This is a genomic window from Paenibacillus ottowii (assembly GCF_050516475.1).
In the GTDB taxonomy this organism is placed as follows: Bacteria; Bacillota; Bacilli; order Paenibacillales; family Paenibacillaceae; genus Paenibacillus; species Paenibacillus ottowii.
In genome coordinates, this window is record NZ_CP191577.1 from 3,043,572 (window position 1) to 3,064,536 (window position 20,965).

General features: G+C 43.2%; 21 protein-coding genes. 5 read left to right on the plus strand and 16 right to left on the minus strand.

Going from position 1 to position 20,965, the window contains the following annotated elements; all coding sequences use genetic code 11:
• Positions 1–90 precede the first annotated feature (90 nt).
• The gene (locus ACQQ6X_RS14140) at positions 91–810 is read left to right on the plus strand and encodes a 3-ketoacyl-ACP reductase (protein WP_305165850.1); all 720 of its coding nucleotides are present in this window, start codon (positions 91–93) and stop codon (positions 808–810) included.
• A 186-nt stretch (positions 811–996) separates the two neighbouring features.
• Positions 997–1,434 carry an AbrB/MazE/SpoVT family DNA-binding domain-containing protein gene (locus ACQQ6X_RS14145; RefSeq protein ID WP_063213749.1) on the plus strand — a complete coding sequence of 146 codons (438 nt, stop codon included), beginning with the start codon at positions 997–999 and terminating at the stop codon, positions 1,432–1,434.
• Between the two features lie 67 nt (positions 1,435–1,501).
• On the opposite strand, the gene ACQQ6X_RS14150 is transcribed toward ACQQ6X_RS14145, so the two are convergent.
• Positions 1,502–1,960, minus strand: a complete 459-nt coding sequence (locus tag ACQQ6X_RS14150) for a hypothetical protein (protein WP_305165851.1) — start codon at positions 1,958–1,960, stop codon at positions 1,502–1,504.
• A 121-nt stretch (positions 1,961–2,081) separates the two neighbouring features.
• On the opposite strand from ACQQ6X_RS14150, the gene ACQQ6X_RS14155 reads away from it, so the two are divergent.
• On the plus strand, positions 2,082–2,243 hold the full coding sequence (locus tag ACQQ6X_RS14155; RefSeq protein WP_167669717.1) for a hypothetical protein: 162 nt from the start codon (positions 2,082–2,084) through the stop codon (positions 2,241–2,243).
• A gap of 24 nt (positions 2,244–2,267) precedes the next feature.
• Here ACQQ6X_RS14155 and ACQQ6X_RS14160 read toward each other — a convergent pair whose 3' ends face one another.
• From ACQQ6X_RS14160 to ACQQ6X_RS14210, 11 genes are all read right to left on the minus strand, one after another.
• Entirely contained in the window at positions 2,268–3,431 is a 1,164-nt protein-coding gene (locus ACQQ6X_RS14160; protein ID WP_305165852.1) for a nitric oxide synthase oxygenase, read from the minus strand.
• 150 nt (positions 3,432–3,581) lie between these two features.
• Positions 3,582–4,058: a Dps family protein gene (locus ACQQ6X_RS14165; protein WP_305165853.1), complete on the minus strand. Its 477-nt coding sequence runs from the start codon at positions 4,056–4,058 to the stop codon at positions 3,582–3,584.
• 310 nt (positions 4,059–4,368) lie between these two features.
• Positions 4,369–6,096, minus strand: coding sequence for an adenine deaminase C-terminal domain-containing protein (locus ACQQ6X_RS14170; protein WP_305165854.1), 1,728 nt, complete (start codon positions 6,094–6,096; stop codon positions 4,369–4,371).
• Between the two features lie 28 nt (positions 6,097–6,124).
• Positions 6,125–7,183 (minus strand): ABC transporter ATP-binding protein, encoded by a 1,059-nt coding sequence (locus ACQQ6X_RS14175; RefSeq protein WP_305165855.1) that lies wholly within the window; start codon positions 7,181–7,183, stop codon positions 6,125–6,127.
• A 16-nt stretch (positions 7,184–7,199) separates the two neighbouring features.
• A complete protein-coding gene (locus tag ACQQ6X_RS14180) occupies positions 7,200–7,988 on the minus strand; it encodes an ABC transporter permease (protein ID WP_013312456.1) in 789 nt (262 codons plus the stop codon).
• 6 nt (positions 7,989–7,994) lie between these two features.
• On the minus strand, positions 7,995–8,816 hold the full coding sequence (locus tag ACQQ6X_RS14185) for an ABC transporter permease (protein ID WP_305165856.1): 822 nt from the start codon (positions 8,814–8,816) through the stop codon (positions 7,995–7,997).
• Positions 8,817–8,843: 27 nt separating this feature from the next.
• Positions 8,844–9,773 carry a nucleoside hydrolase gene (locus ACQQ6X_RS14190; RefSeq protein WP_305165857.1) on the minus strand — a complete coding sequence of 310 codons (930 nt, stop codon included), beginning with the start codon at positions 9,771–9,773 and terminating at the stop codon, positions 8,844–8,846.
• Positions 9,773–10,846, minus strand: a complete 1,074-nt coding sequence (locus ACQQ6X_RS14195; RefSeq protein WP_149034642.1) for an ABC transporter substrate-binding protein — start codon at positions 10,844–10,846, stop codon at positions 9,773–9,775. Before ACQQ6X_RS14195 ends, ACQQ6X_RS14190 begins: the two co-directional genes overlap by 1 nt.
• Before the next feature lie 174 nt (positions 10,847–11,020).
• On the minus strand, positions 11,021–11,365 hold the full coding sequence (locus ACQQ6X_RS14200; protein ID WP_013373571.1) for a hypothetical protein: 345 nt from the start codon (positions 11,363–11,365) through the stop codon (positions 11,021–11,023).
• Positions 11,366–11,874: 509 nt separating this feature from the next.
• Positions 11,875–12,171, minus strand: a complete 297-nt coding sequence (locus tag ACQQ6X_RS14205; protein WP_063207044.1) for a WXG100 family type VII secretion target — start codon at positions 12,169–12,171, stop codon at positions 11,875–11,877.
• 38 nt (positions 12,172–12,209) lie between these two features.
• On the minus strand, positions 12,210–13,670 hold the full coding sequence (locus ACQQ6X_RS14210) for a lipase family protein (protein ID WP_305165858.1): 1,461 nt from the start codon (positions 13,668–13,670) through the stop codon (positions 12,210–12,212).
• Positions 13,671–13,750: 80 nt separating this feature from the next.
• Between ACQQ6X_RS14210 and ACQQ6X_RS14215 the strand changes: the two genes are divergently transcribed.
• Positions 13,751–14,098 (plus strand): hypothetical protein, encoded by a 348-nt coding sequence (locus tag ACQQ6X_RS14215; protein WP_305165859.1) that lies wholly within the window; start codon positions 13,751–13,753, stop codon positions 14,096–14,098.
• A gap of 343 nt (positions 14,099–14,441) precedes the next feature.
• On the opposite strand, the gene ACQQ6X_RS14220 is transcribed toward ACQQ6X_RS14215, so the two are convergent.
• From ACQQ6X_RS14220 to ACQQ6X_RS14235, 4 genes are read right to left on the minus strand one after another with little or no spacing between them, the layout of a single operon-like run.
• A complete protein-coding gene (locus ACQQ6X_RS14220; protein ID WP_305165860.1) occupies positions 14,442–14,669 on the minus strand; it encodes a hypothetical protein in 228 nt (75 codons plus the stop codon).
• A gap of 21 nt (positions 14,670–14,690) precedes the next feature.
• Positions 14,691–16,709: a DUF4163 domain-containing protein gene (locus ACQQ6X_RS14225; RefSeq protein ID WP_326401188.1), complete on the minus strand. Its 2,019-nt coding sequence runs from the start codon at positions 16,707–16,709 to the stop codon at positions 14,691–14,693.
• A 17-nt stretch (positions 16,710–16,726) separates the two neighbouring features.
• Positions 16,727–17,845 carry a hypothetical protein gene (locus ACQQ6X_RS14230; protein WP_305165862.1) on the minus strand — a complete coding sequence of 373 codons (1,119 nt, stop codon included), beginning with the start codon at positions 17,843–17,845 and terminating at the stop codon, positions 16,727–16,729.
• Between the two features lie 28 nt (positions 17,846–17,873).
• Positions 17,874–19,067 (minus strand): hypothetical protein, encoded by a 1,194-nt coding sequence (locus ACQQ6X_RS14235; RefSeq protein WP_305165863.1) that lies wholly within the window; start codon positions 19,065–19,067, stop codon positions 17,874–17,876.
• 609 nt (positions 19,068–19,676) lie between these two features.
• On the opposite strand from ACQQ6X_RS14235, the gene ACQQ6X_RS14240 reads away from it, so the two are divergent.
• Positions 19,677–20,861 (plus strand): sensor histidine kinase, encoded by a 1,185-nt coding sequence (locus tag ACQQ6X_RS14240; protein ID WP_305165864.1) that lies wholly within the window; start codon positions 19,677–19,679, stop codon positions 20,859–20,861.
• Positions 20,862–20,965: the final 104 nt, after the last annotated feature.

A 20,965-nucleotide genomic window follows, 5' to 3' on the forward strand; every position in this document is an offset into this window, starting at 1 on the left:
TCGAAGTTTGGTTCGAGGAGTTCAACCTAGTATAATGAAACCATGTGCTCAGATGCACAACTACATTATATTTAATAAGGAGGAGACTGGATGGAACTTAAGAATAAGACAGCCATTATTACAGGAGCCAGCAAAGGAATCGGTAAGGCAATTGCCGAAACCTTGGCCAAGGAAGGCGTTAATCTGGGGTTAATCTCTCGCACATTGAGCGACCTGCAAAAGCTGCAGGATTCACTGGGGAGCACATACGGCGTAAAAGTGGTGAGTGCTGTTGCGGATATATCGGATCGAGCACAGGCTGCTGCCGCTGTAGCTTCACTGGAGCACGAGCTGGGTGCCGTTGATATTTTGATCAACAATGCTGGCATCGCTACCTTCGGCACAGTCGCAGATATGGACCCCGAAGAGTGGGAACGTATTATACGTGTAAACTTGATGGGAACCTATTATGTTACACACGCTGCTCTTCCGAGCATGCTGGCGCAACAGAGCGGAAACATTATTAACATTTCCTCCACAGCAGGGGAACGAGGGTTTCCAACAGGCTCGGCCTATTGCGCATCCAAATTTGCTTTGATGGGCTTCACGGAAGCACTGATGCAGGAAGTTCGCAAATCCAACATTCGTGTCACTGCGCTGACACCAAGCACGGTCAATACAGAGTTGGCGGCAAACGCGGGATTGCCTATTGGTGACGAGGATCGCATGCTTCAGCCGCAGGATTTGGCCGACCTGACCTTAGCTGCATTGAAGTTGCCCCCACGAGTTCAATTAAAAGTAGCCGGTATTTGGACAACCAACCCGCAGTAATTCGACATGACATCTTAGATCCATTGGCTGTATCAGGCTCCGGCAGACGTAACTGTTCGTCATGCCGGAGCTTTGTTTTAGCATAGCTATACCAAAACAAACTGTAATATAAGCGCTTTGTACTTCCAGCATACATAACATACATTTCTTGCAACCATAAGCGCATTCCAAGAAAGGGGAAAAATGATGAAGAACACAGGAATGACACGACCATTAGACCATTTGGGACGCATTGTGCTACCCAAAGAACTGCGCACATCTATGAATATTAATATTGGAGATGCCCTCGATTTTTTTATTACACCAGAGGGACTGATGATTCGCAAGTATACGGGGGTTTCTTGTTATTTTTGTGGTGCCGTAGACCATTTAAGCTATTTCAGAGACCATCTGATCTGCAAGAGTTGTATTGAAAACCTGAAGAGCGACAATCCTTCCAGCCATTTGAGTGAAGAACACCCTGCCCAGCCGAAGAAAAGAAGGAGCTACAGAAACCAGAATGAGCTCCTGAATAAACTAAAGCAGCTCATGGAGGAGCACCCTAATGTATCCCAAAAAGACTTAGCTGAAATGCTGGAATTGTCTCAAGGGCGCGTGTCACAGCTTAAAAAGCTGCTTCTTTAAATTATTCTGTCCATCTCGTTTGTTCTAAATAATAAAAAAGAGCCTGACGGCTCTGGGATCATTCATATTATGCAATGTCAGACTGCTCCATAACCGGGACTCGATAGGCAAGCAGTGACTCGTCTATTACGGCAGAAATAAACGTTGCTTCTATTTCAGGCACCAGTCGAAGCGCATAGTTCCATGCGTTTTCCTCAATTTGCAGCGCCAGCCGTTGCCGGGTCCCGATTCTGTTCTCTTGCTCCATCGCATCGGAGAGACCCTCTAATTCAGTATCGGCGGCGTGCCCGATCTCATGCGCAAGCACAACCGTAAAATACTCCTCAACTCGATCCGCGCTGCCGAACATCTGTAAGCATTGTGTTTCAATAACATCCGTATACATGGTAATGGTGTGAGCATGCATGGCATATTTGCCCCCAATCAGCCGTCCACCAGGAAAACGTTTCTCCAGCTTGACTGTTACGCCTATAGCAGCTCGTTCCAAAAGCTCAGCGACAATGCGCTCTGCCTGATCTCTCTCCAACTTAGCTTCGCTCCTCAAACCAAGATATATAAAGTTATATTTACGATAAGACTTATGAACTTATGAATGTGCTCATACAATACACAGTACGATATTATACCTTTTTACAAAGGAGAATACCATGCCAGAAGATTACTATATAGGTTGGGGAACGCTTGCCCTGATTAATGCCGGCTTGGCACAGACCAAAAATCGGAGCGGGATTAACTGGTTTGCGCTCTCACTACTGATAGGACCGATCGCGACCCTATTGATCGTTGTATGGGATAAACCGGAGTCCTGATGCAACAATCAGTCCCCCGTTAGGTTATGAAGAATGAAAAGGGCATCCTTGCGGCTTTTGTGCCAGCGCTGAATCTATTGATGTATGAGCCTGTCTTGTCATATACGGCTTTTCCTGAACTCCGAAATTCGGCTTCACAAGCCGATTATCGTAAGAACTATGAAAAATATGCGTGGTTGCTGGGGATAATGGTGGGATCAGCCACGTCCAATTACCTGTCAGCGCACGGCCAGCCTCGGCTTCCCGTTCCTCAAATAATTTGAATTGTGCTGCTGCGGTATGATGGTCAACCATGCTGACCCCCGCCTTTTTAAAAGAATGCAGCACAGCAATATTCAACTCCACCAGCGCCCGATCACGCCATAGGGTTGTTTCGCTCGTCGTATCCAGCCCCATCAGTTTTGCCACTTGTGGCAGCATGTTATATCGGAAGGGATCCGCAAAATTACGGGCCCCGATTTCTGTTTCCATATACCAGCCGTTAAATGGAGCTGCTGTATAGACGATACCGCCAATCTCCAGCGTCATATCCGAAATCATAGGCACAGCATACCAACGTAATCCCAGAGAGGTTATACTTGAGAGTTCCGGATGCTCAATAGGCACCTCCATCACCAAATGCTCAGGAATATCAAAGAGCTCAGGAGGTTGCCCCCCCACTTCGACAACCAGTGGCAATACATCGAAAGCAGTCATCGCTCCTTGCCATCCCATTTCCCTACAAGCATTGGTAAAATCGACTGATATTGGATCTCCGATGATCCCTTGATCCGTTTCATAGCCAGCGTAGCGAATAAGCTGATGGTTCCAAATACGAATATTCGGCTGTCCTGGCTGAGAGGCGCGAAATACAGTAAGCGTGGGCTTAATTTTACCGCCGTTCGTCCCTATGCGGATATGCTCCAATAGCTCGTGAACGACTTGCGTCGCGTCTGATGCTGCACGTGCATCCCTAACTAAGAGCTTGTCCCAAAACAAGCGACCGATACAACGATTACTATTCCGCCAAGCCATAAGTGCCCCATGCTTCAACTCTTCGTAAGTATGATCGTACGTTCCAGTAGTCTCTATGTCATGACGAATATCAAGGAGCCGGGCTTCCGCATCATTGCGGCTTCGACCCAGCTCCTCATAACATGTATATATAAACTGCTCTGCTTCTTGCAAAAGCTGTTGTTTCACTTCCATAACTACACCCCATCCCGGTAGCTCACTTGCTCATGAGCCTGTGGCTTCCATGCTTCTTCGTCATTATACTCCAGTAGCAGGCTGGAACCAACGGGATGTATATCTTGTTCACCTGATCTCCATATCCGTGGAAATCAATCCCAAATACTCTTATCCCAAATATGCAGTAAGCATCCAGATATGTTTATCGACCTCTTCTCTCAAGCCATTCAAAAGATCCTCTGTTGCTTTATCCTGTGCTGCTTCTGCTGCTTCCATACCATTCGCCAGTTCAACAGTAATTGTTTTAAAATCGGCTATAACGGACTTCACCATATCATTAGCTGTCTGCTCGCCTGCGGACTCCTGAATAGCTGACAGTTGCAAATGCTCTTTCAGGGTTGCAGCAGGGCGACCACCGATCGCCAACAAGCGCTCTGCAATGGTATCCAGATTAGCTGTTGCTTCATTATAAAGCTCCTCGAATTTGGCATGCAGTGTGAAGAAATTAGGTCCTTTCACATACCAATGAAAATAATGCAGCTTCGTGTACAGTACAGACCAGGTGGCCACGTGACGGTTCAAAGCCTTGTGCAGTTCTTGAATAGCCTCTTGTGTAGGTGCGTTCGTATGATTTAATGTACTCATGTGTAAAATCCCCTCTCGTTATTATTCATAATATAGTTGGAGTGATGCTTGGATACTCGCTAGCCGTAGTGTCTGATTTTCTTCCAAATCCCATGCGTGAACCTAAAAAATATTTAGCAATTAATTTAGACTTAATCTAAATCCTGTTTTAATTATAACACTATCTATCTGTTTTGCAAGGCTTTATTATGGTTAAATTATGAAGATTGCATGAATTGATTGTCAGGCAATGCTCTATACCAATCGGAGCTGAACTCAATGGTCTAACCACAACAAAAAAGAGTCACCCCACAGAGGGATGGCTCTTCTATTACTCTTGTATTTCCGAAGGGTTCACAATCAAGGATACAACCTTGCCTGCGTTTACATCAATCAAGCCGTGATCGGTAATTTTCAAAGCCGGGCTAACTGGCAAAGAATGAGTACTCAGCGACATGATCGGATTGTAATGGCGATACCCCAGCGACAGCAAGGCTGAACGCAGTTCCTTCACATGGGCAGCCACCATTTCCAACGGTCCCTCTGTCAAAATTCCACCAACCGTTAACGGTAAATGGGACAGCACCTTGCCATTTTCAACTACGCAAAAGCCCCCTTGGCTGGATAGAACCGTATTCGCGGCCAATATCATATCTTGCTTGTTATGCCCCACGACCAACAGGTTATGATTATCGTGCGAATAGGTGGTGGCCACTGCCCCGCGTTTAATCGTATCTCCGCCGATCAAACCGTAAGCACGGTTGCCATTCTTGCCATACCGCTCGAACGTAGCAATAAGTCCATGTTCACCATGTTCCCACACCAGTTCACCCTGCTCTACTTGGGCAGGTGCGATTCGTTCGCTTGTAAAAGTAGACCCATCCTTGACCATCATAATACGGCATTGATGTGTGCCATCAGCTACATCCAGCTTTACCGAAAAATCCTGCTCTGTAAGCGGATTGAGCTTTACACTTTGATAAAAGTGTTCGGGGAAGCGGCATTTTACCTGTGCCTGATGGTACTCCTCAAATTTATCAAATACCTTATGACCATCCTTATAGACCTGCTCTACCTCAAACTGCTCCAGATCCGATAACAGTACAAAGTCGGCTATTTTCCCTGGCGCGATTGTCCCGCGGTCATGCATGCGCATCCGTGCGGCAGGAGTAAATGTAGCTGCATAAATCGCATCCTCAGGCTTCATACCCATTCCGATCGCTTTACTTACAATATGGTTTAGATGTCCTCGCTCTACGAAGGAATCCGGCATTACATCATCCGTTACGAAGCAAAAATGTTGTGCCACTTCCTCCTGAATGAGATAGTCCATTACCTCAGGAGTCATGGATTTTTCCTGGATTTCAATAAACATCCCGGCGGCCATCCTTGCCTTCATACCTTCAATACTCTGGTGGGTATGGTCTGAGCCTATTCCTGCATAGATCAACTGATGCAGATCCAGATCAAGCAGCTGCGGCGTATGGCCTTCAATGATCAGTTCCGGGTAGTGCTCACGAACATGGCGCAAGATGCGGTTCGTCTTGCTTTCCGGATCACGAATGACATCCACATAGTTCATAATTTCACCCAGGCAGATCATCTCACCCGTCTGCAACAAAGCATCAATTTCGGGGATATCAATCTCGCCCCCTGAGGTTTCCAAAGGTGTTGCCGGAACAGAGCTAGGAATCCCGTAAAACATATCAGCCACGCAGTCTTTGCTGGCCTCCATCATTTCCTGAATGCCTTCCAATCCGAACACATTCGCCATTTCATGCGGTTCCGGTACAATGGTCGTGACCCCATTGCGAATAAGTCCATAGGAAAAGGTTGCTGGGGTCACCATTGTGCTTTCGATATGCAAATGGATGTCGATCAGGCCCGGAATCATATATTTCCCGTGCCCTTCGACAATTTCAGCAGCCTCAAAAGATTCCAGACCACGCTGACCGATATACATAAACTTGCCGTCAAGTATAGCCACATTGCCTTCCTCGAACGTCTTGTAGTAACTGTTGTACACCTTAACTTGTAAAATCATTTTGTCTGCACGCATGATGTATCTCCTTCATCGAACCCGCTGATTATTGGACCAGCACCATTTTATCTGCCGGAAAATGCAAGGTAACCCGTTGACCACTCAAGTAAGGCGTATCCATTTCCTGATTAGCCGTAAAGTTCCCCTTCGCCGTCTCTACCACATACTGATAGCTACGTCCCAGGTAAGTACTTACCTTAATAATACCGGGAAGCTCATTTTCCCCTGTCTCGTTGCCTTCTGTTCGAATGACCAAATCATCCGGGCGAATAGCCCCTTGGCGAGCACCCGCTTGGACTGTGCCCTGATTACGCACTACACTGAACGAAAGGTCGCCTGTATTCAGTCGAATACGTTCTCCTTCTTCCGTACGCTCGTCAAAGCTTAGAAAATTATTAAACCCAATAAAACGGGCAACAAATTCGGTCGTCGGATATTTAAAAATGGTCGATGGAGCATCTAATTGCTCGATGTTCCCCTTATTCATAATCGCAACCTGGTCAGAAATCGAAAAACATTCCTCCTGATCGTGCGATACATACACGGTGGTGATGCCCAGCTCCTGTTGAATACGGCGGATTTCTACGCGCATATTCACACGCAGGTTAGCATCCAAGTTACTCAGAGGTTCATCAAACAACAGCAGATCAGGCTCAATTACAAGCGCTCGCGCAATCGCGACACGTTGACGCTGCCCGCCAGATAATTCGCCGGGGAAACGCTTTTCGAATCCCCCCAAGCTAACCGTATCCAGCATAGTCATAACGCGTCGTTTTACATCATCTTCTTTTACTTTACGCAACCGCAAACCAAAGGCGACATTATCAAAAACCGACAAATGCGGGAAAAGCGCATAACTTTGAAATACAAAACCGAAGTTCCGTTTGTTCACTGGAACCCGGGTATAATCCTTATCACCAAACAAAAATGTTCCCTGTTTAGCTTCGAGAAATCCTGCAATAAGACGAAGCGTAGTCGTTTTGCCACAACCACTCGGTCCGAGCAACGAGAGCAATTGCCCTCGTTCGAGCTGCAAATCGAAATCCTGCAAGATCAGTTGATTGTCATAAGCGACCGAAACGCGATCCAGAGTAAGCAGTGCCATAAGGTTGAAGCCTCCATTACCTTTTAGTGAAGTAAGACAATCCCATCAGTCGTTCAATCAAGAACATCAGGATACCCGTTAAAATCATCAGCATAACCGAAATCGCTGCAATCGTCGGATCAAAATAATTTTCGACGTAAGTCAGCATTTGAATAGGCAGGGTGCTGAAGCCCGGTCCTGTCATGAAGACGGAAATGTCGACATTGTTGAATGATTCCAGAAAGGCAATCAGGATAGCCGCAATAATACCTGAGCGGATGTTGGGTAGGACCACCTTGAAAAAGGTCTCCAACCGTCCAGCTCCCAGACTAAGCGCTGCCTCCTCAATCGCAAAATCAAAGTTAGACAAGCTGGATGCAATGACCCTTATAATGAACGGCAACATAATCACCGTATGTCCGATCAAAAGTCCAGCGTATACTGGCAAATGATACACAATGATCAGATAGCGCAGCAGTGTAAAACCAAGCACAATACCTGGTATAAGCAACGGGGAAAGGAACAAGGCATTCAGTGCATCCTTTCCGCGAAACGAAAACCGGCTAAGCGCATAAGCGGCTGGCATACCGATGAGCAGCGCCAAGATATTGCCCAGCAGAGAGACGACAATCGACGTTTTAAACGTGGACATAAACAAATCTACTTCAAAAATATTTTCATACCAGCGCAAGGAAAAGCCCTGCGGAGGAAATTTTAATACCGTGCCCGGCTCGAAAGAAGTGACCGATATGATCAACAGCGGACCGAGCAGAAAGATGAAGACCAGCAGGCTAAAGAAGCCTAGTCCATAATGTTTCTCCCGCATATCCACCTACCCCTTCGGATTGAGTTTATGGGCCGCCTTATTTAAGAGACCGACCACGATAAATGTAATAGCAATCATAATTGTTGCGATAACAGAAGCTAAAAACCAATCGTTAAGCGTCATTGCATTTTGATACAAAAATGTGGCGATAACCCGCTGTTTTCCTCCCAGCAATGCTGGGGTCGTATATGCTGTCAGGCTGCCCACGAAAACAAGAATGCTTCCAATGATCAGACCTGGAACAGACAGCGGGAATACAATTTTACGGAATGCGCTGAATTTGGAGGCTCCAAGACTCTGAGCAGCATGGACAAGATCACCGTCGATATTTTCAAGCACACCAATCAGTGAAATAATCATCAGCGGTAAAAACAAATGAACTAGACCAATAATCATCGCTGCCGGAGTGTACAAAATATTCAGCGGCTCATCCACGAGTCCTAAGCTGATTAACACGTTGTTTAATAACCCCTTGCGACCCAAAATGACCATCCAGCTGAATGACCGGACTACAGGACTCGTCAACAAGGGAAAGATAGCCAGCGCGAGCAAAATCCCTTTACGACGCGGGGCCTTTTGCGAAATATAATAAGCCGTCGGAAAACCGAGCAATACGCATACGAGGGTCGTTACGACACTGACCTCCAGCGTAGTCAGCAATATTTTCAGAAAATAAGGGTCCTTGAAGAAATGGAGATAGCCTTCTAAGGTGAATGAGCTGTTCTGTACGAAGGTCGAACCGATCGTCAACACAATCGGAATGACCATGAACACCGCCAGAAAGAGCAGACCTGGCAGCAGCAGCCAATACAAGTATGTTTTCTTCATGGGTAGCTCCTTGCGGTTATCAAAATGTTATTCCTTGTTCAGCACCTGGATAAACAGCTCCAGAAAAGCTTCGCTGTCCACCTGTTCGCACACATTCATATTAGGACTATGATTGAGGCGGTTCTGCACATCGCCTACCGTTTGTCCGTCACATATGCGACTGGAGGTTTCCACATCGACATATAACAGCGAGGTATCTACTAATCTCGAATTCAGCGCGACCCCTACGGCAAGCGGATCATGAAGCGCACACGCTTTTACTCCGTTCCGTTCTTCATAACGCTTGGTATAAACAGCCGTACTTTCAGCTACATAATCGCGAATCTCTGGACGGGTCAGACGAGCAATATGATCGGCAGTCAGCAGCGCCTTGCGCGTTACATCCAGACCGACCTGTATCAATCGGCCAAACCCCGCGTGAAATACGATCCGTGCGGCTTCAGGATCAGCATACATGTTGTACTCCGCTACAGGCGTAATATTGCCGCACCCGCGAATAACACCGCCCATAAAAATAACCTCATGGACGTGATCCGTCAGATCAGGACGCTTAAGCAGCGCCAACGCCAGATTGGTGAGCGGCCCGGTGCAAATGAGCGTCACTTCTCCAGGATGAGCCATCACGGTATCAATGATGATATCCGGTGCAAAACCTTCGGATGCAGAGATGGCTGGGATTACTCCATTCAATGCGCCTCCAATACCGTCTTCTCCATGAACACGGTGCTCGTGCAATCCTTTACGTATTAATGGAGCCTCTGCCCCCGGGTAGACCGGGATATCCGGTCTATCCAGCAGGTTGAGGATTTTGCAAGTATTTAATGTTGCTTGTTTAAGTGAAACATTACCGCATACCGTAGTAATCGCCTGGATATCCAGCTGACCACTTTTGGCCGCAAGTAAAATACCCAACGCATCATCAATGCCTGTATCTACATCTAATATGACCTTTTTCATTATTGTGTAACTTCCCGGTTCCAGCGATCTGTCCATGCCTTGATATGATCATTAACGAATTTCATATCCAACTTGTTCAGCTTGTTCACTACATCTGCACCGTACGTAATTCCTTGAGTATCCGCACCGGATAGTACTACCTGCGTGTTCACTGGAGAATCAACCTTTGCCTTGGCGGATTTTTCTTGAACTTCCTTGCTCAGCTGCCAGTTGATAAATTCCTCAGCCAGCTCCTTTTGGTCTGACCCTTTGACTACATTAATCGTGTTCATGACTGCATAAGCACCCTCACTAGGAGCTACGAATTTCGCCCCTGGCACGGCAGCCTGTAAATCTTTGAAATACATTTCCATAATCGGACCGCCTGCAATTTCCTGCTGACTAAACATGTTCACAAATTCGGACGTTTTACTATAAAACTTAACGATATTTGGGCTCAGCTCTTTCAGTTTTCCGAAGGCTTGGTCTTCATTAAATTCCTTGCTACCTGCTACTTTGGAAGCCGCATCTACCATCATCGGTCCAGCAGTTGCCGTAATATTCGGCAGAGTCACATTTCCTTTGAATTCAGGACCCCACAGGTCGGCCCAGGAGGTCACGTTCTTTTTCACCAGCTCCGGATTATAGGCAATACCGAGACGTCCGACTGTATAAGCAGGGCCATATTCCTCACCCAGCGGTGCTTTGGCAATATCGTAAATTTGGTTCAGGTTCGGCACCTTACTGCGATCCAATTTCTCAAATAACCCTTGTTGAATTCCCTGTTGGGCATAATAATCAGACAGATAGATCAGATCGACGTCCGTGCTGCCTTGGCTGATTTTGTTCAACCGTTCCGCATTATTTCCGATTTCTACAACAATATCAACGTTATGTGCCTTTTCAAATGGCTCGTACACTTCTTTATTAAAGAAGTCCTCGGAGAAGCCCCATGTAGAAATAACCAGTTTCTTTTTCCCATCAGCTGAGCCATCTTTTCCAGCTGTCTGACCACCAGTAGCATTGCTGCCGCAACCTGCCAGTACCACAGATGCCAAGGTCACAGCCATAAATCCTTTAAACCACTTTTTCATATGAAACTCCCCCTATTTTTTATTATGCACACCTTATGACACAAAAAAGAAAAGTACTCTTGTAAAACAAGAATACTTTTCTTCGTAAACAAAGAATAAGTTGATCCCGCTGTGCGTTATAACAGGTTCTCCCCTCAGATAGATCCGAAGCGAAAAGCCGAATATCCAATTTTATTAGGATTCTTTCAGTATGATGTTCGTAATGGCCCACTGCGTTGCTGAATCATAGTCGCGCAGTAAAGCTTCTATATCGAGCTCCATATCCTCAATCAGCTTCTCGCGAAGTCTCTTCTTATACAGCATGGACATTCGGAAATCCACTTCCAGCTTCAAGCCAGGGGCTTCCACTTCCAATGCCGCCGAGCGTGGAGAACGCCGGTGCTTCGCTACAAAGGTAACAATGTTGTTCTCAACGGTGGCCCGCAACAGCGTGGTCCCGAAGCCGAACAGTTCCTTTGAAACTTCATTGTAAATCTGGCACATCCGCTTTTTGCTTTCGTTACTGTCGAGCAGCGTCATGAACCCACCCTCATCAGCATATTACGTACAATCAATCTTTTAACACGATAGATTATACATAAATATATGATAAATAGCAAACAAAAATCCCTAATTCAATAACATATGTCGCGAAAAAACGAACAATATGTCGAAGTTTGTAGCTTTGCGGCATTTTTATACTCACTGATCTCAAAAATCCCGGTTTAGATCCATCCTACCAAAGAGCCGATAACAACGAAAGGAAACAAATCACTATTACCATTGATCAGATTAAACTTACATTAACTGTAGACCGTACAACAATGCTCCAAAATATTCAGCAACCTCAAACTGCAGCCCCGAAGGATGCTATCATTGCCATTTCGGGGGAGATAATTTTCTCTACTATATATTTTTTCTACTATAATATGTAGGTTTAATGTAAACACATTAAACCGTACCCCGCAGAACTCTCCTGGCGGTTGTACGGTTCATTTAAGTTATGTAGCTGGCCACAGCAGCATAAAGTTAGCTATGATATATGCCTGTCACCATTGTGCTGCCCGTTTGCGTCTCTCCTCACGCCGATCAGCTTCTTCCATTTTGCGAATATAACGCTTCAACTGCTCTTTATGATCGTCCAATTCTTGTAAGCGTACAGTGGTTCCTTGGAGAAACGCCTCCATTTTACGTGTTAATTCAGCAGCCGATTCGCCTCGCCAGTCTTGCAGACGACCATATATGTTTTTCATCTGCTGCTCCTGATGCTGAAGTCTTTGCTTTAGCTGCTCGCACTGCTGTACAGCCCTCCGCAGATCCCCCAGGCTCAAAGATATTCTGCTCATCTCTTTCGCCTCCCGTTGTGTTCTTCCAGCTGCTCTTATTATTGATCGGCCATCGTAAATTCCTGGCCCTTGCGATCAATATACTCGGCTATTTCTGTAATCGATTCCTGATACCAGCGATTAATTCGATCCAGTGTCGCCGTTGCACTATGCGCAAGCGGGGTCAAGGACTGACTCTCACTTGTTCCGATATGAGCCTGAAATAACTGAATGGACGCTCGGGTATCACTAGAAAATCCATGCAAGCTAGAGCGCATCTGATTAGCCGCATGCTTTAGCTCCTCGGGTGTTAATTGAATTGTGCCCCCATTTTTGTTGCCCACAAAATAAGCCCCACCATGTACGCGGCCATTTTGTTGGCCTGCTCCCATCAAATTCACACCTAGCCCATGAGCAGCAAACTGTCCAAGGGCACCCCATTGTCCACCGTAGCGTTCGACCAAATCGCCCATGACTTGCTTGAGCTCTGCCTGCGCAGCCAGCATCTGCTCGTACGCCTCCACCCGCGGATTACCTTCTACCAACTGTCCGTCCATGGTGTACAGCGGATTGCTGATATTGCCGTTTTCATCAAATGTGAAATGATCCATGCTATGCGTCGCTTCACCCAATACCGAATTATAGAACTTGGTAATTGCATCTTGCTGCATCATAGGCAACGTAATTGGGACATAAACAATGGGAGTCCATTTGGGTCCCAAAAAAAAGTTGGCCCATTTATTTTCTCTTTCGACTGGTAATGAAACAGGAACAGTGATTTTGGCTTCGTTTGCGGTCTTATAATCCTTATTTATAAAGTAGGTTGTACCCACATGTGGTTTTGCATCTTTAACCCCTGAACCGATGGTATCCTTCGGATTGACATAGGCAACATTCGTCTTTTGAAAATCGCCGTTTTCCACCTTCTTTTGAAGATCATCCGATAAAAGATGGACAATGCTTGGTGCATTATAACTGACCGAAGACAGCCCGTTCCGTACCGCCACATATTCTGCCTCCGCTCCTCCCAGAGAATGGCCTGTGGTAGATATTTCAGCAGAGGGGTATTCCTTTTTTACGGCATCATATAGATTTTGGGCTTGTGTGAATTGATTATTCTGGTACTTTTCCTCATATTGAAGAAATGCACTTTGTACTTGTGGTGGGAGTTTAGCCACCTCTGCCTTATTATTTTCATAATAATGATGGACTTCTTCCAACGTTTTTGCGCGTCCTCCGACAACATCGCTGAAATCCGTTCCCCAGTCCATCGCTACGCTCCACTTGGGCCGATCCGGAGGTTCTGTTCCCCTATAACCGATGATCACCTGATTGGTTTTTTCGTTATGGAACACAGTCGCATCGAATCCAGAACCGTTTGTGTCATGTAGCATAGCTCCTTCAGGTTCAACAATCTTCCAGTCAGGAAGAATTCTGCTTTTAGAATCTTTAGCAGTCAAATCCCGGTCATACACTTTATCTGCAATGGTCCAATATGTTTTGTCGTTAATGTAGGTCAAGTTATTCCCACCTTGTCTATTGTGAAAATATATTATAGAGTTATGAAAAAAGGTGATTACCAGAAAAGGAGAATTGTAACTTGAATAGAAAAATCCCACTGATTCTGGCGCTTATTTTAATTGTTATGTATTTAGGAGGTTGTTCCAGCTTGTCGGACAAAGATAAAAAAGAATTAGTAGACGTTGCCACCCCTATCGGTGTGGAGTTCATTAAAGAACACTATAATGCCGATTTCATATTAAAGGATTATGTTGTAGATGATCCTGCTGTCCACTCTAGAATATATCTGTATGGGTACATCAAGGGTCACGAAGACAGTAAAATTACCATCTACTATAGTTATAAAACCAAAGAAGTAATCGACGTCTCTGGGCCAGATTGGTTTATCGATAGCGAAGTTCCCAAATATAAGACCCCTTCTTCCTGAGAAGGACTATTATAAATGTTAACGTCTAAATTTTCCCAAATTAAGAAGTAGTATAATTATAGTGCATCCTATTTACGAGTGATATAGCCGAGAGGAAAAATAAGTATAAAGTCATTGGATTCAGTAATTCTGGTCATAGTACATAGCTTAGGCGGAGTAGGTCTTTGTAACTGTATGTTAGGAGAAAATTGCGCAGATGAACAAATAAGGCTCCTAAGGAGCCTTATTCACTCGTTGCCTGACTTATTTAACGTTTTTCACTTTGGGTGATAGGCTGATTTACATAAATAAAGGGATATTCGCCTTTCGAATTGCATCGTAAAGTCCTGTAAAAGCTGACTTTTTAAGCGGCTTGTACAATTGACTCTGGATAGGATTTGAACACATGTTCAAGCAATTCTTGCAGCTCCATCTTTACATTTTGAAGCAATTGTCTATGAGGCAGCACTTCATCCAGCTGGATTGTATAGGATAGAGCTATGCTAGGCTCATTCATTTTCTGTACAACTTTAACTTTCGGATTTTTAAGAGATAAAACTGTTCCATTATACTTGATGATTGGATATCCCATGTTACCGCTCCTCTATGTCGGTTAGTTTACGTTTATCCGTTGTTTGCTTACGTATTGAATGACATCTTTAATGGTTGGATTATGTCCCTGATCGTTAAGAGCCTCATCTAATGCAGGAATTGTGGTAAAAGTTTTATTTTTTTTCTGAAAATAAATGTCCGCTATAGGGAATGGTTTTGCACCATCTGGTCCAGTGCCCGTTTCATAATAAGCAATAATGATAATGTCTTTTAAACCATCCTTATTTACATCCCTAAAGGCTACCGCTTCTATGCCCTCATCAGCATACCACCATTCATTTCCATACATATCTGGAAATGAATATACAACTCGCTCCTGGTCATCTAATAGAAAAAAGTAGTTTTTGGGGATTTCATCTTTCTTTGCTTGAGTCGATACAAACCGTACTTTCCCAAAGCCTTCGAAAGTGGTTTGAAAAGACTGCGACTCTTCAATTTCATATTGGTCGGTATTCAACTTTTCACCGCCAACTGTGGAAACAGACTGATCCTCAACAGAACTTAGCTCACTCCATAGTTCCTCGTTCTGCCTAATATTCTCTGGAATTTGTGCCAAAGGAATTTCATACTCCGCATGGTCCCCTACCACATGTGCCATAGGCACACTCATCCCCAATGAATCATTTGTGAAATAACTAAACGATTCCATTTCTACTTCCGCAAGCGAACCTTTGGTTACATCCGCATTTGTTAACAATTGAATCAAATCATCTTTTGTGAAATCACCAATTAACCCTTGTTGCTCCGGCTGAACAGCTGTAATCTTTCCGCTTTTTATAAGCTCAATAAAAGGTTTCTCGACTTTTATCAGATCTCTCAATCTTATTCTTGAAACCTGCTTCATATCCAGGTTCGTTGTATAAAACATATGAGTAGGATAGGCTACGTCTTTCATATAATGAATACCCGTATATTGAACACTCAAGAATCGTTCACTTTGTCGTTTGATCTCATAATCAATTTCGACATGGACTCCGGCATTGGAATCTGCATATTTTTGTAATCCTTCTAAAGCATCAGCCTTAAGAATTTGGTTTAAAGATTTCTGCTTTGCAATATTCTTGAGTTTTGTAATTTGAGGGTATTTAATCACGATCCCATTTTTTGAATATTCCTTTTGAATGAGTTCATAACTTTGCCGTTCACTATAAGTATTCAAGGCAGTGCTATATTCGGAATCAATACGGACTTCTCCACTTTTGGAGAACTCAATGATAAGGTTTTGTTCAGAATCATCACTGTTTATTAAGAAACCATCGCCGTGGTCTAAAACTCCGATACTCATGCTATCATGTTGTCGATTCTCTAAAATAAACTCATCTGTATCCTCGTTCAATTCCCACGCATCCGGAAGCTTTTTCTTATCTGTTACTAATTCTTTCTGTGTCCATTTTTCTCCGGAGAATTCCCACAACGCAACAAATACGGGATCTGGATGGTATATTGAAACATATCCCCCTAACAACAGCTGTATTCCCTTGTCTGAATCCCGAACCACAAAGTCTATAGTCAATTCTGGCCCGCCATCCTCAATCATCTGAGCATGTACAAGTTGCTTCGTACTCCACCACTGAATAAATGTGTATTTATCTCCAATCGTACCTGTCACCGTTTTAGGTGCTCTATAATTCATAACCCTAACGCTGAGCTGCCCGCTTTTTAACGGAAACGATTTTGTTAAAATAGTGAGATTATTCTCGAACTTTTCTACTAATTCTTCATCCTTCATCTCTACACTTTCAGGATCGTTTAACAACGAATTAAGTTCCTGTGTGAACTCCTCAAGCTTATTCTGTCTGGTATCAGAATCCTTATTTTCATCGTTGACTATATGAAGTTTTTTCACTAACGTATCCAGCTTTTTCGAATAGGAAATTGTTTTATCGTCATTTTGGAGAGAAAGCGCATGATTTGTTTCAGTTGCTGGAGAATCCTGTTCCTTTATGCACCCATTCAGCGCTACACAGGAAATGAGTAGTAACAGGACGCAACAAGTTCGGCAGTACTTCAAGTAATTCATGCTGGATATCACACTTTCTACAATTTATCGTTCATTTCTATACTCATAATCTTCCACTTGCCTGATTGCTTTTCTAATGTAAATAGAAGTCCCTTATCTTTTTTCTCTTCACTTGAATTACTTCTTACTAAAAAGATCCGCTGATTAGCCTCATTAGCAATCTCTTTTATGTTCAGATCTAATCCCGTATAGTCCATAGCGGAAAAATCAATGATATCTTCAAAATGATTTTTCGGGCTTGCTGACAACGCAGTGAATTCCGCCATTTCAGGCAAGTGTATCAAGAAGCGATTCATAAGATAATGATCCTCCAAATAATTTTGGAGAATATCTTTAGGAACCGTAGGGTATACAAATTTTTTATTCTTATTTTCATATAGGACTTTTGTTTTTTCGGGTCCGGTGCTGTCGAATTTTTGATATGTTATTATCGTATGTTGCTGAGTATCCTGAAAACGGTAATAACTCACATCCTCAAAAACACCATCTTTATTAATGTCCTCTAGCTTCCTGCTTCCTTGCCCTGTTGCTTCTGGATAATTGTAATTCAGATTGTTAATTCGATTATGATCCAAAGCAAAAATAGAGAAACCTTCTGTCTCACTCACTTCGCTAGTGGAATATACTACGATAAACTTTTGTTCTGTTTGACCCAGCTTCATGATCTTCATATCTGTATTAAGATGTGCAACTACAATTGGGTCCTCTAATTTACCAATGATGTGATAGCCAGCATCCTCCCGGACTACAAATACGTTGTCAATCACCCCTTTTTCTAATCCAAAAGCAAGCACGTATTCCACCTTTCCATCAAGGTCTAAGTCTGCTTTTAATATTTTCTGAAGATACTCATTCTGTGGTTGGATTTTCTTTATAAACTGATCTAATGTGTTAGAATCTGCGACGTAATTTCCATTTCTTTTATTTTTCGGATTTACATTATTGCTATTTCGATCTTGTTTTTGAGCAGCAGACTCTGGCTCAGTCACAGATTTTGACCCTATCACTTGAGTGCTTGGTTTGGTGGGGGCAACTGCCTGCTGCTTCTCATTCGTAGATTTTTCGGAACATCCATTCAGAAGCAGGGCAATTAACATGATTAAAAGTAGTATTGTATTTTGCTTTATAAAGTTCATTTCAAAAAAAGCTCCCTTTTCGCATTACCTATTGCACGTTTATCCGTTGTTTTCTTACGTATTGAATGACATTTTGAAGTGTTCGGTTATGTCCAGTTTGATTGATTCTCTTATCCAATTCAGGGAGGGTAGTGTATGTGTTATCTTTTTTCTGAAAGTAAATCCCTGCGACAGGCAGTGTCTCTATTCCGTGTGCATTAACTCCGGTGATATAATCAGCAATAATAACAATATCCGTACGTCCATCCTGATTCAAATCCTTAAAACTTACTGCTTTGATCCTATCAATCATTTTACCGTTGTTACCATAAAATTCGGGGAATTCGTACAGAATCTTGTTTTCCACGTATTTGTCACTGTTAACTTCCAAAAAAAACTTTGCTTGAATCAGATCACTCGTATCCTCATCTTTTAAAGTGGATATAAACTTTACTTCTCCCCATCCATTAAGAGTGGTGGTAAATGATTGTTCTCTCTGAATAGTATATGGTTCTAGATCAGGGTCGGGCTGAGCATCCTCTTCTACATAATCAGCACTACGTTGCTGCTTTACAGATTTCTCCATATTATATTCAATAAAAATATTATTTACTTTCTTTGTTTTAGTATCCCAATTAATACTCAAATGTTGGCCATCTTTGGAGTACATCACATTACCATTTTTCACAATACTTGGTTGCCCGTAAAGTTGTAGTACTTTGCCAAGTGTATCACCAATCTTCAATCCTCTTTTGGTTTTAAACTTGGGATTCTCCAAACTCACGGCTACTAAATAGCTTTCACCATCCACCAGTTCCTCCCCTTCAAGTTCAATCTTAGATAAAACTACAAATCTTATTTCTGGCTCCTCATAGTTAGGATAGGACAGACTCCATCTTCTATATGTTCCATTCCCACTATTATATCCTCTATTGTTAGCTTCAAATCCTTCACTGTAACCCCACTTATGGATAAGTTCTTTAATATCCGTATTCTTATCAATCTTATGTGATCGATATGAGACCTCAAAGTCGTCGTCCTGAAGGGGTTTAGGATCAGCAGATATAACATTTTTGGCTTTGTCTGCTTTTTTATCTGGATAGTAGCTAGTGCTTTCTTGCTTTGCTTTAGCAGTAGCTGTTTTCCCATTGTTATAAGTATTGATGTCTGAGAGACTACATGCGGTTACTCCTAAAGCCAAAAAAATGAATATAACAAAATAACCGTAACTTAGCTTGTACACTTCGTTTCCTCTTTTCGAATTTCAGCTTATCGTTCGTCCATTACTGTCCATTTCTTAATCTTATTAACATGACTATCTTGGGCATTTTGAAGTGCTTTGAAGGTAATAGCAGGAGATGCAGTGGCTTTCATTTGCTTATTCTTAAACAAGTACAGACCGCTACCTGACGTAATTTATCATGCAACATCTCTTCCGCATAGGTCTTATGGAAGTGATCTAGGGCTCCCCGTCTATTCATAATCCCACCTCTGAACCTATTATATAGAATATTTACATGATATTACTGGTTCCATCCTCCTATTTTATTACACAATTTTCATATCATGAGATTACATATGAATTTATGAAAACAGAATGAAAATAATCATAATTTTTCGTGAATGTGTAATAATACAAACAAAAATCTTCCCAGAAAGGCTAGCATTCGGCCTACGACATGAAGTTTTGTGCAAACGAATAGGTAATTGGAAGCAGTAAGACTCAGGTTTATAACGAAATAATGATGTATAATTAAGGATACGCTCCAACGAAACATTCGAGGAACAGGAATGGGGTACACAAACTATTAGAGTTTTGATAACCACCACTTTGCATCAAGATTGGAGACATATGACTACTTCACCTACAGGTTTTTATAATAGTATTCAAGAGGCTACCGCGCATGTCATTGATGTGTTGAGTGATGTTTTACATGTTAATACCATTTTTATTGCCTCTAATGACGGGGTTACAAATGTAATTGTAGATTCATTTAACCGGGAAGAAGTGCTGGTTCGTAATGGAGAGGAGCTTCCTTTTGAGCTTAGCTATTGCAGTCTGGTGCTGAACCATTCTGAGGATCACCTCACCATTTCGGAAACGTCTACTCATCCGCATACATGTGATTTAGATGTGACTAAAACCATTGGAAATCACTCATTTACGGGAATACCCATACGTATGAAAAATGGCCAGGGGTATGGAACCATTTGTATTTTGGATGCGCCGTCTGCACAATTGACTGAAACACAAATGAAAGTTCTCAAGGCTATGGCTGTATTTCTGGGTTATGTGGTTGAACTGGAAAAAGACAAGATCGATGCAGAAGCTTCTTCCATGAGCAAGCTGGATTTGATTTCTTCCCTGAGTAACAAAATTCGTTTTTCGCTCACTGAAATATGGGGAGCTACGGATCTGATGATGACCACGGAGTTAACAGAGGAGCAACAGCAATATATGAGCATTATGGAAGCTAGCAGTCGCTCGCTTATGATGCTGTTGAATAATATTTTGGATTACAGCAAAATTGAATCCGGGCAAGTCGATGATATTGAAGATCCATTTGATCTGAGAACGATGATGGAAAATGTGTTGAGCTTGTACACAGAGGTAGCTGCGCAACGGAATCTGGAATTGAGGTTGGATTGGAATCTTGCCAGCTCGCCTATTTTTATCGGGGATGAGGCTAAAATTCGCCGTATGCTGATTAATTTGGTAGATAATGCAGTGAAATTTACAAGCACGGGATCAGTCACCTTATCTGCAAATACCCAGTCCGTGACCGATGTGCCTGAGGCTAAATTGGAAGTAAGAGTAAAGGATACGGGGATTGGTATATCTCCAAATAAACTAAAAATGTGGCTGGAGCATGACCTCGGGCCCTCTCCCTCATATGGCAATCCCGGCTTGGGTTGGCAGATTACCAAACAGTTGTTGAAACGAATGAATGGTACAATGACAGGGGTTAGCGAGCCTGGTAGCGGGACGGAGATCAAGCTCCAGTTCACCCTGAAAATATACCAGGAGTCAGCCTGAAACAGCAGTAGGTTTGCAATCATATGGGACCGCAAATTATAGTAATAAACCCGTGACGGATAACGTCACGGGTTTTAGCTATGAATACACACTAGACAGTATGA

What these genes read in the sequence shown, in the direction of transcription:
- ACQQ6X_RS14140 (WP_305165850.1), top strand. Translation starts at nt 91, where the DNA reads ATGGAACTTAAGAATAAGACAGCCATTATTACAGGAGCCAGCAAAGGA.
- ACQQ6X_RS14145 (WP_063213749.1), top strand. Translation starts at nt 997, where the DNA reads ATGAAGAACACAGGAATGACACGACCATTAGACCATTTGGGACGCATT.
- ACQQ6X_RS14155 (WP_167669717.1), top strand. Translation starts at nt 2,082, where the DNA reads ATGCCAGAAGATTACTATATAGGTTGGGGAACGCTTGCCCTGATTAAT.
- ACQQ6X_RS14160 (WP_305165852.1), bottom strand. Translation starts at nt 3,431, where the DNA reads ATGGAAGTGAAACAACAGCTTTTGCAAGAAGCAGAGCAGTTTATATAT.
- ACQQ6X_RS14165 (WP_305165853.1), bottom strand. Translation starts at nt 4,058, where the DNA reads ATGAGTACATTAAATCATACGAACGCACCTACACAAGAGGCTATTCAA.
- ACQQ6X_RS14170 (WP_305165854.1), bottom strand. Translation starts at nt 6,096, where the DNA reads ATGCGTGCAGACAAAATGATTTTACAAGTTAAGGTGTACAACAGTTAC.
- ACQQ6X_RS14175 (WP_305165855.1), bottom strand. Translation starts at nt 7,183, where the DNA reads ATGGCACTGCTTACTCTGGATCGCGTTTCGGTCGCTTATGACAATCAA.
- ACQQ6X_RS14180 (WP_013312456.1), bottom strand. Translation starts at nt 7,988, where the DNA reads ATGCGGGAGAAACATTATGGACTAGGCTTCTTTAGCCTGCTGGTCTTC.
- ACQQ6X_RS14185 (WP_305165856.1), bottom strand. Translation starts at nt 8,816, where the DNA reads ATGAAGAAAACATACTTGTATTGGCTGCTGCTGCCAGGTCTGCTCTTT.
- ACQQ6X_RS14190 (WP_305165857.1), bottom strand. Translation starts at nt 9,773, where the DNA reads ATGAAAAAGGTCATATTAGATGTAGATACAGGCATTGATGATGCGTTG.
- ACQQ6X_RS14195 (WP_149034642.1), bottom strand. Translation starts at nt 10,846, where the DNA reads ATGAAAAAGTGGTTTAAAGGATTTATGGCTGTGACCTTGGCATCTGTG.
- ACQQ6X_RS14200 (WP_013373571.1), bottom strand. Translation starts at nt 11,365, where the DNA reads ATGACGCTGCTCGACAGTAACGAAAGCAAAAAGCGGATGTGCCAGATT.
- ACQQ6X_RS14205 (WP_063207044.1), bottom strand. Translation starts at nt 12,171, where the DNA reads ATGAGCAGAATATCTTTGAGCCTGGGGGATCTGCGGAGGGCTGTACAG.
- ACQQ6X_RS14220 (WP_305165860.1), bottom strand. Translation starts at nt 14,669, where the DNA reads ATGGGATATCCAATCATCAAGTATAATGGAACAGTTTTATCTCTTAAA.
- ACQQ6X_RS14225 (WP_326401188.1), bottom strand. Translation starts at nt 16,709, where the DNA reads ATGAATTACTTGAAGTACTGCCGAACTTGTTGCGTCCTGTTACTACTC.
- ACQQ6X_RS14230 (WP_305165862.1), bottom strand. Translation starts at nt 17,845, where the DNA reads ATGAACTTTATAAAGCAAAATACAATACTACTTTTAATCATGTTAATT.
- ACQQ6X_RS14240 (WP_305165864.1), top strand. Translation starts at nt 19,677, where the DNA reads ATGACTACTTCACCTACAGGTTTTTATAATAGTATTCAAGAGGCTACC.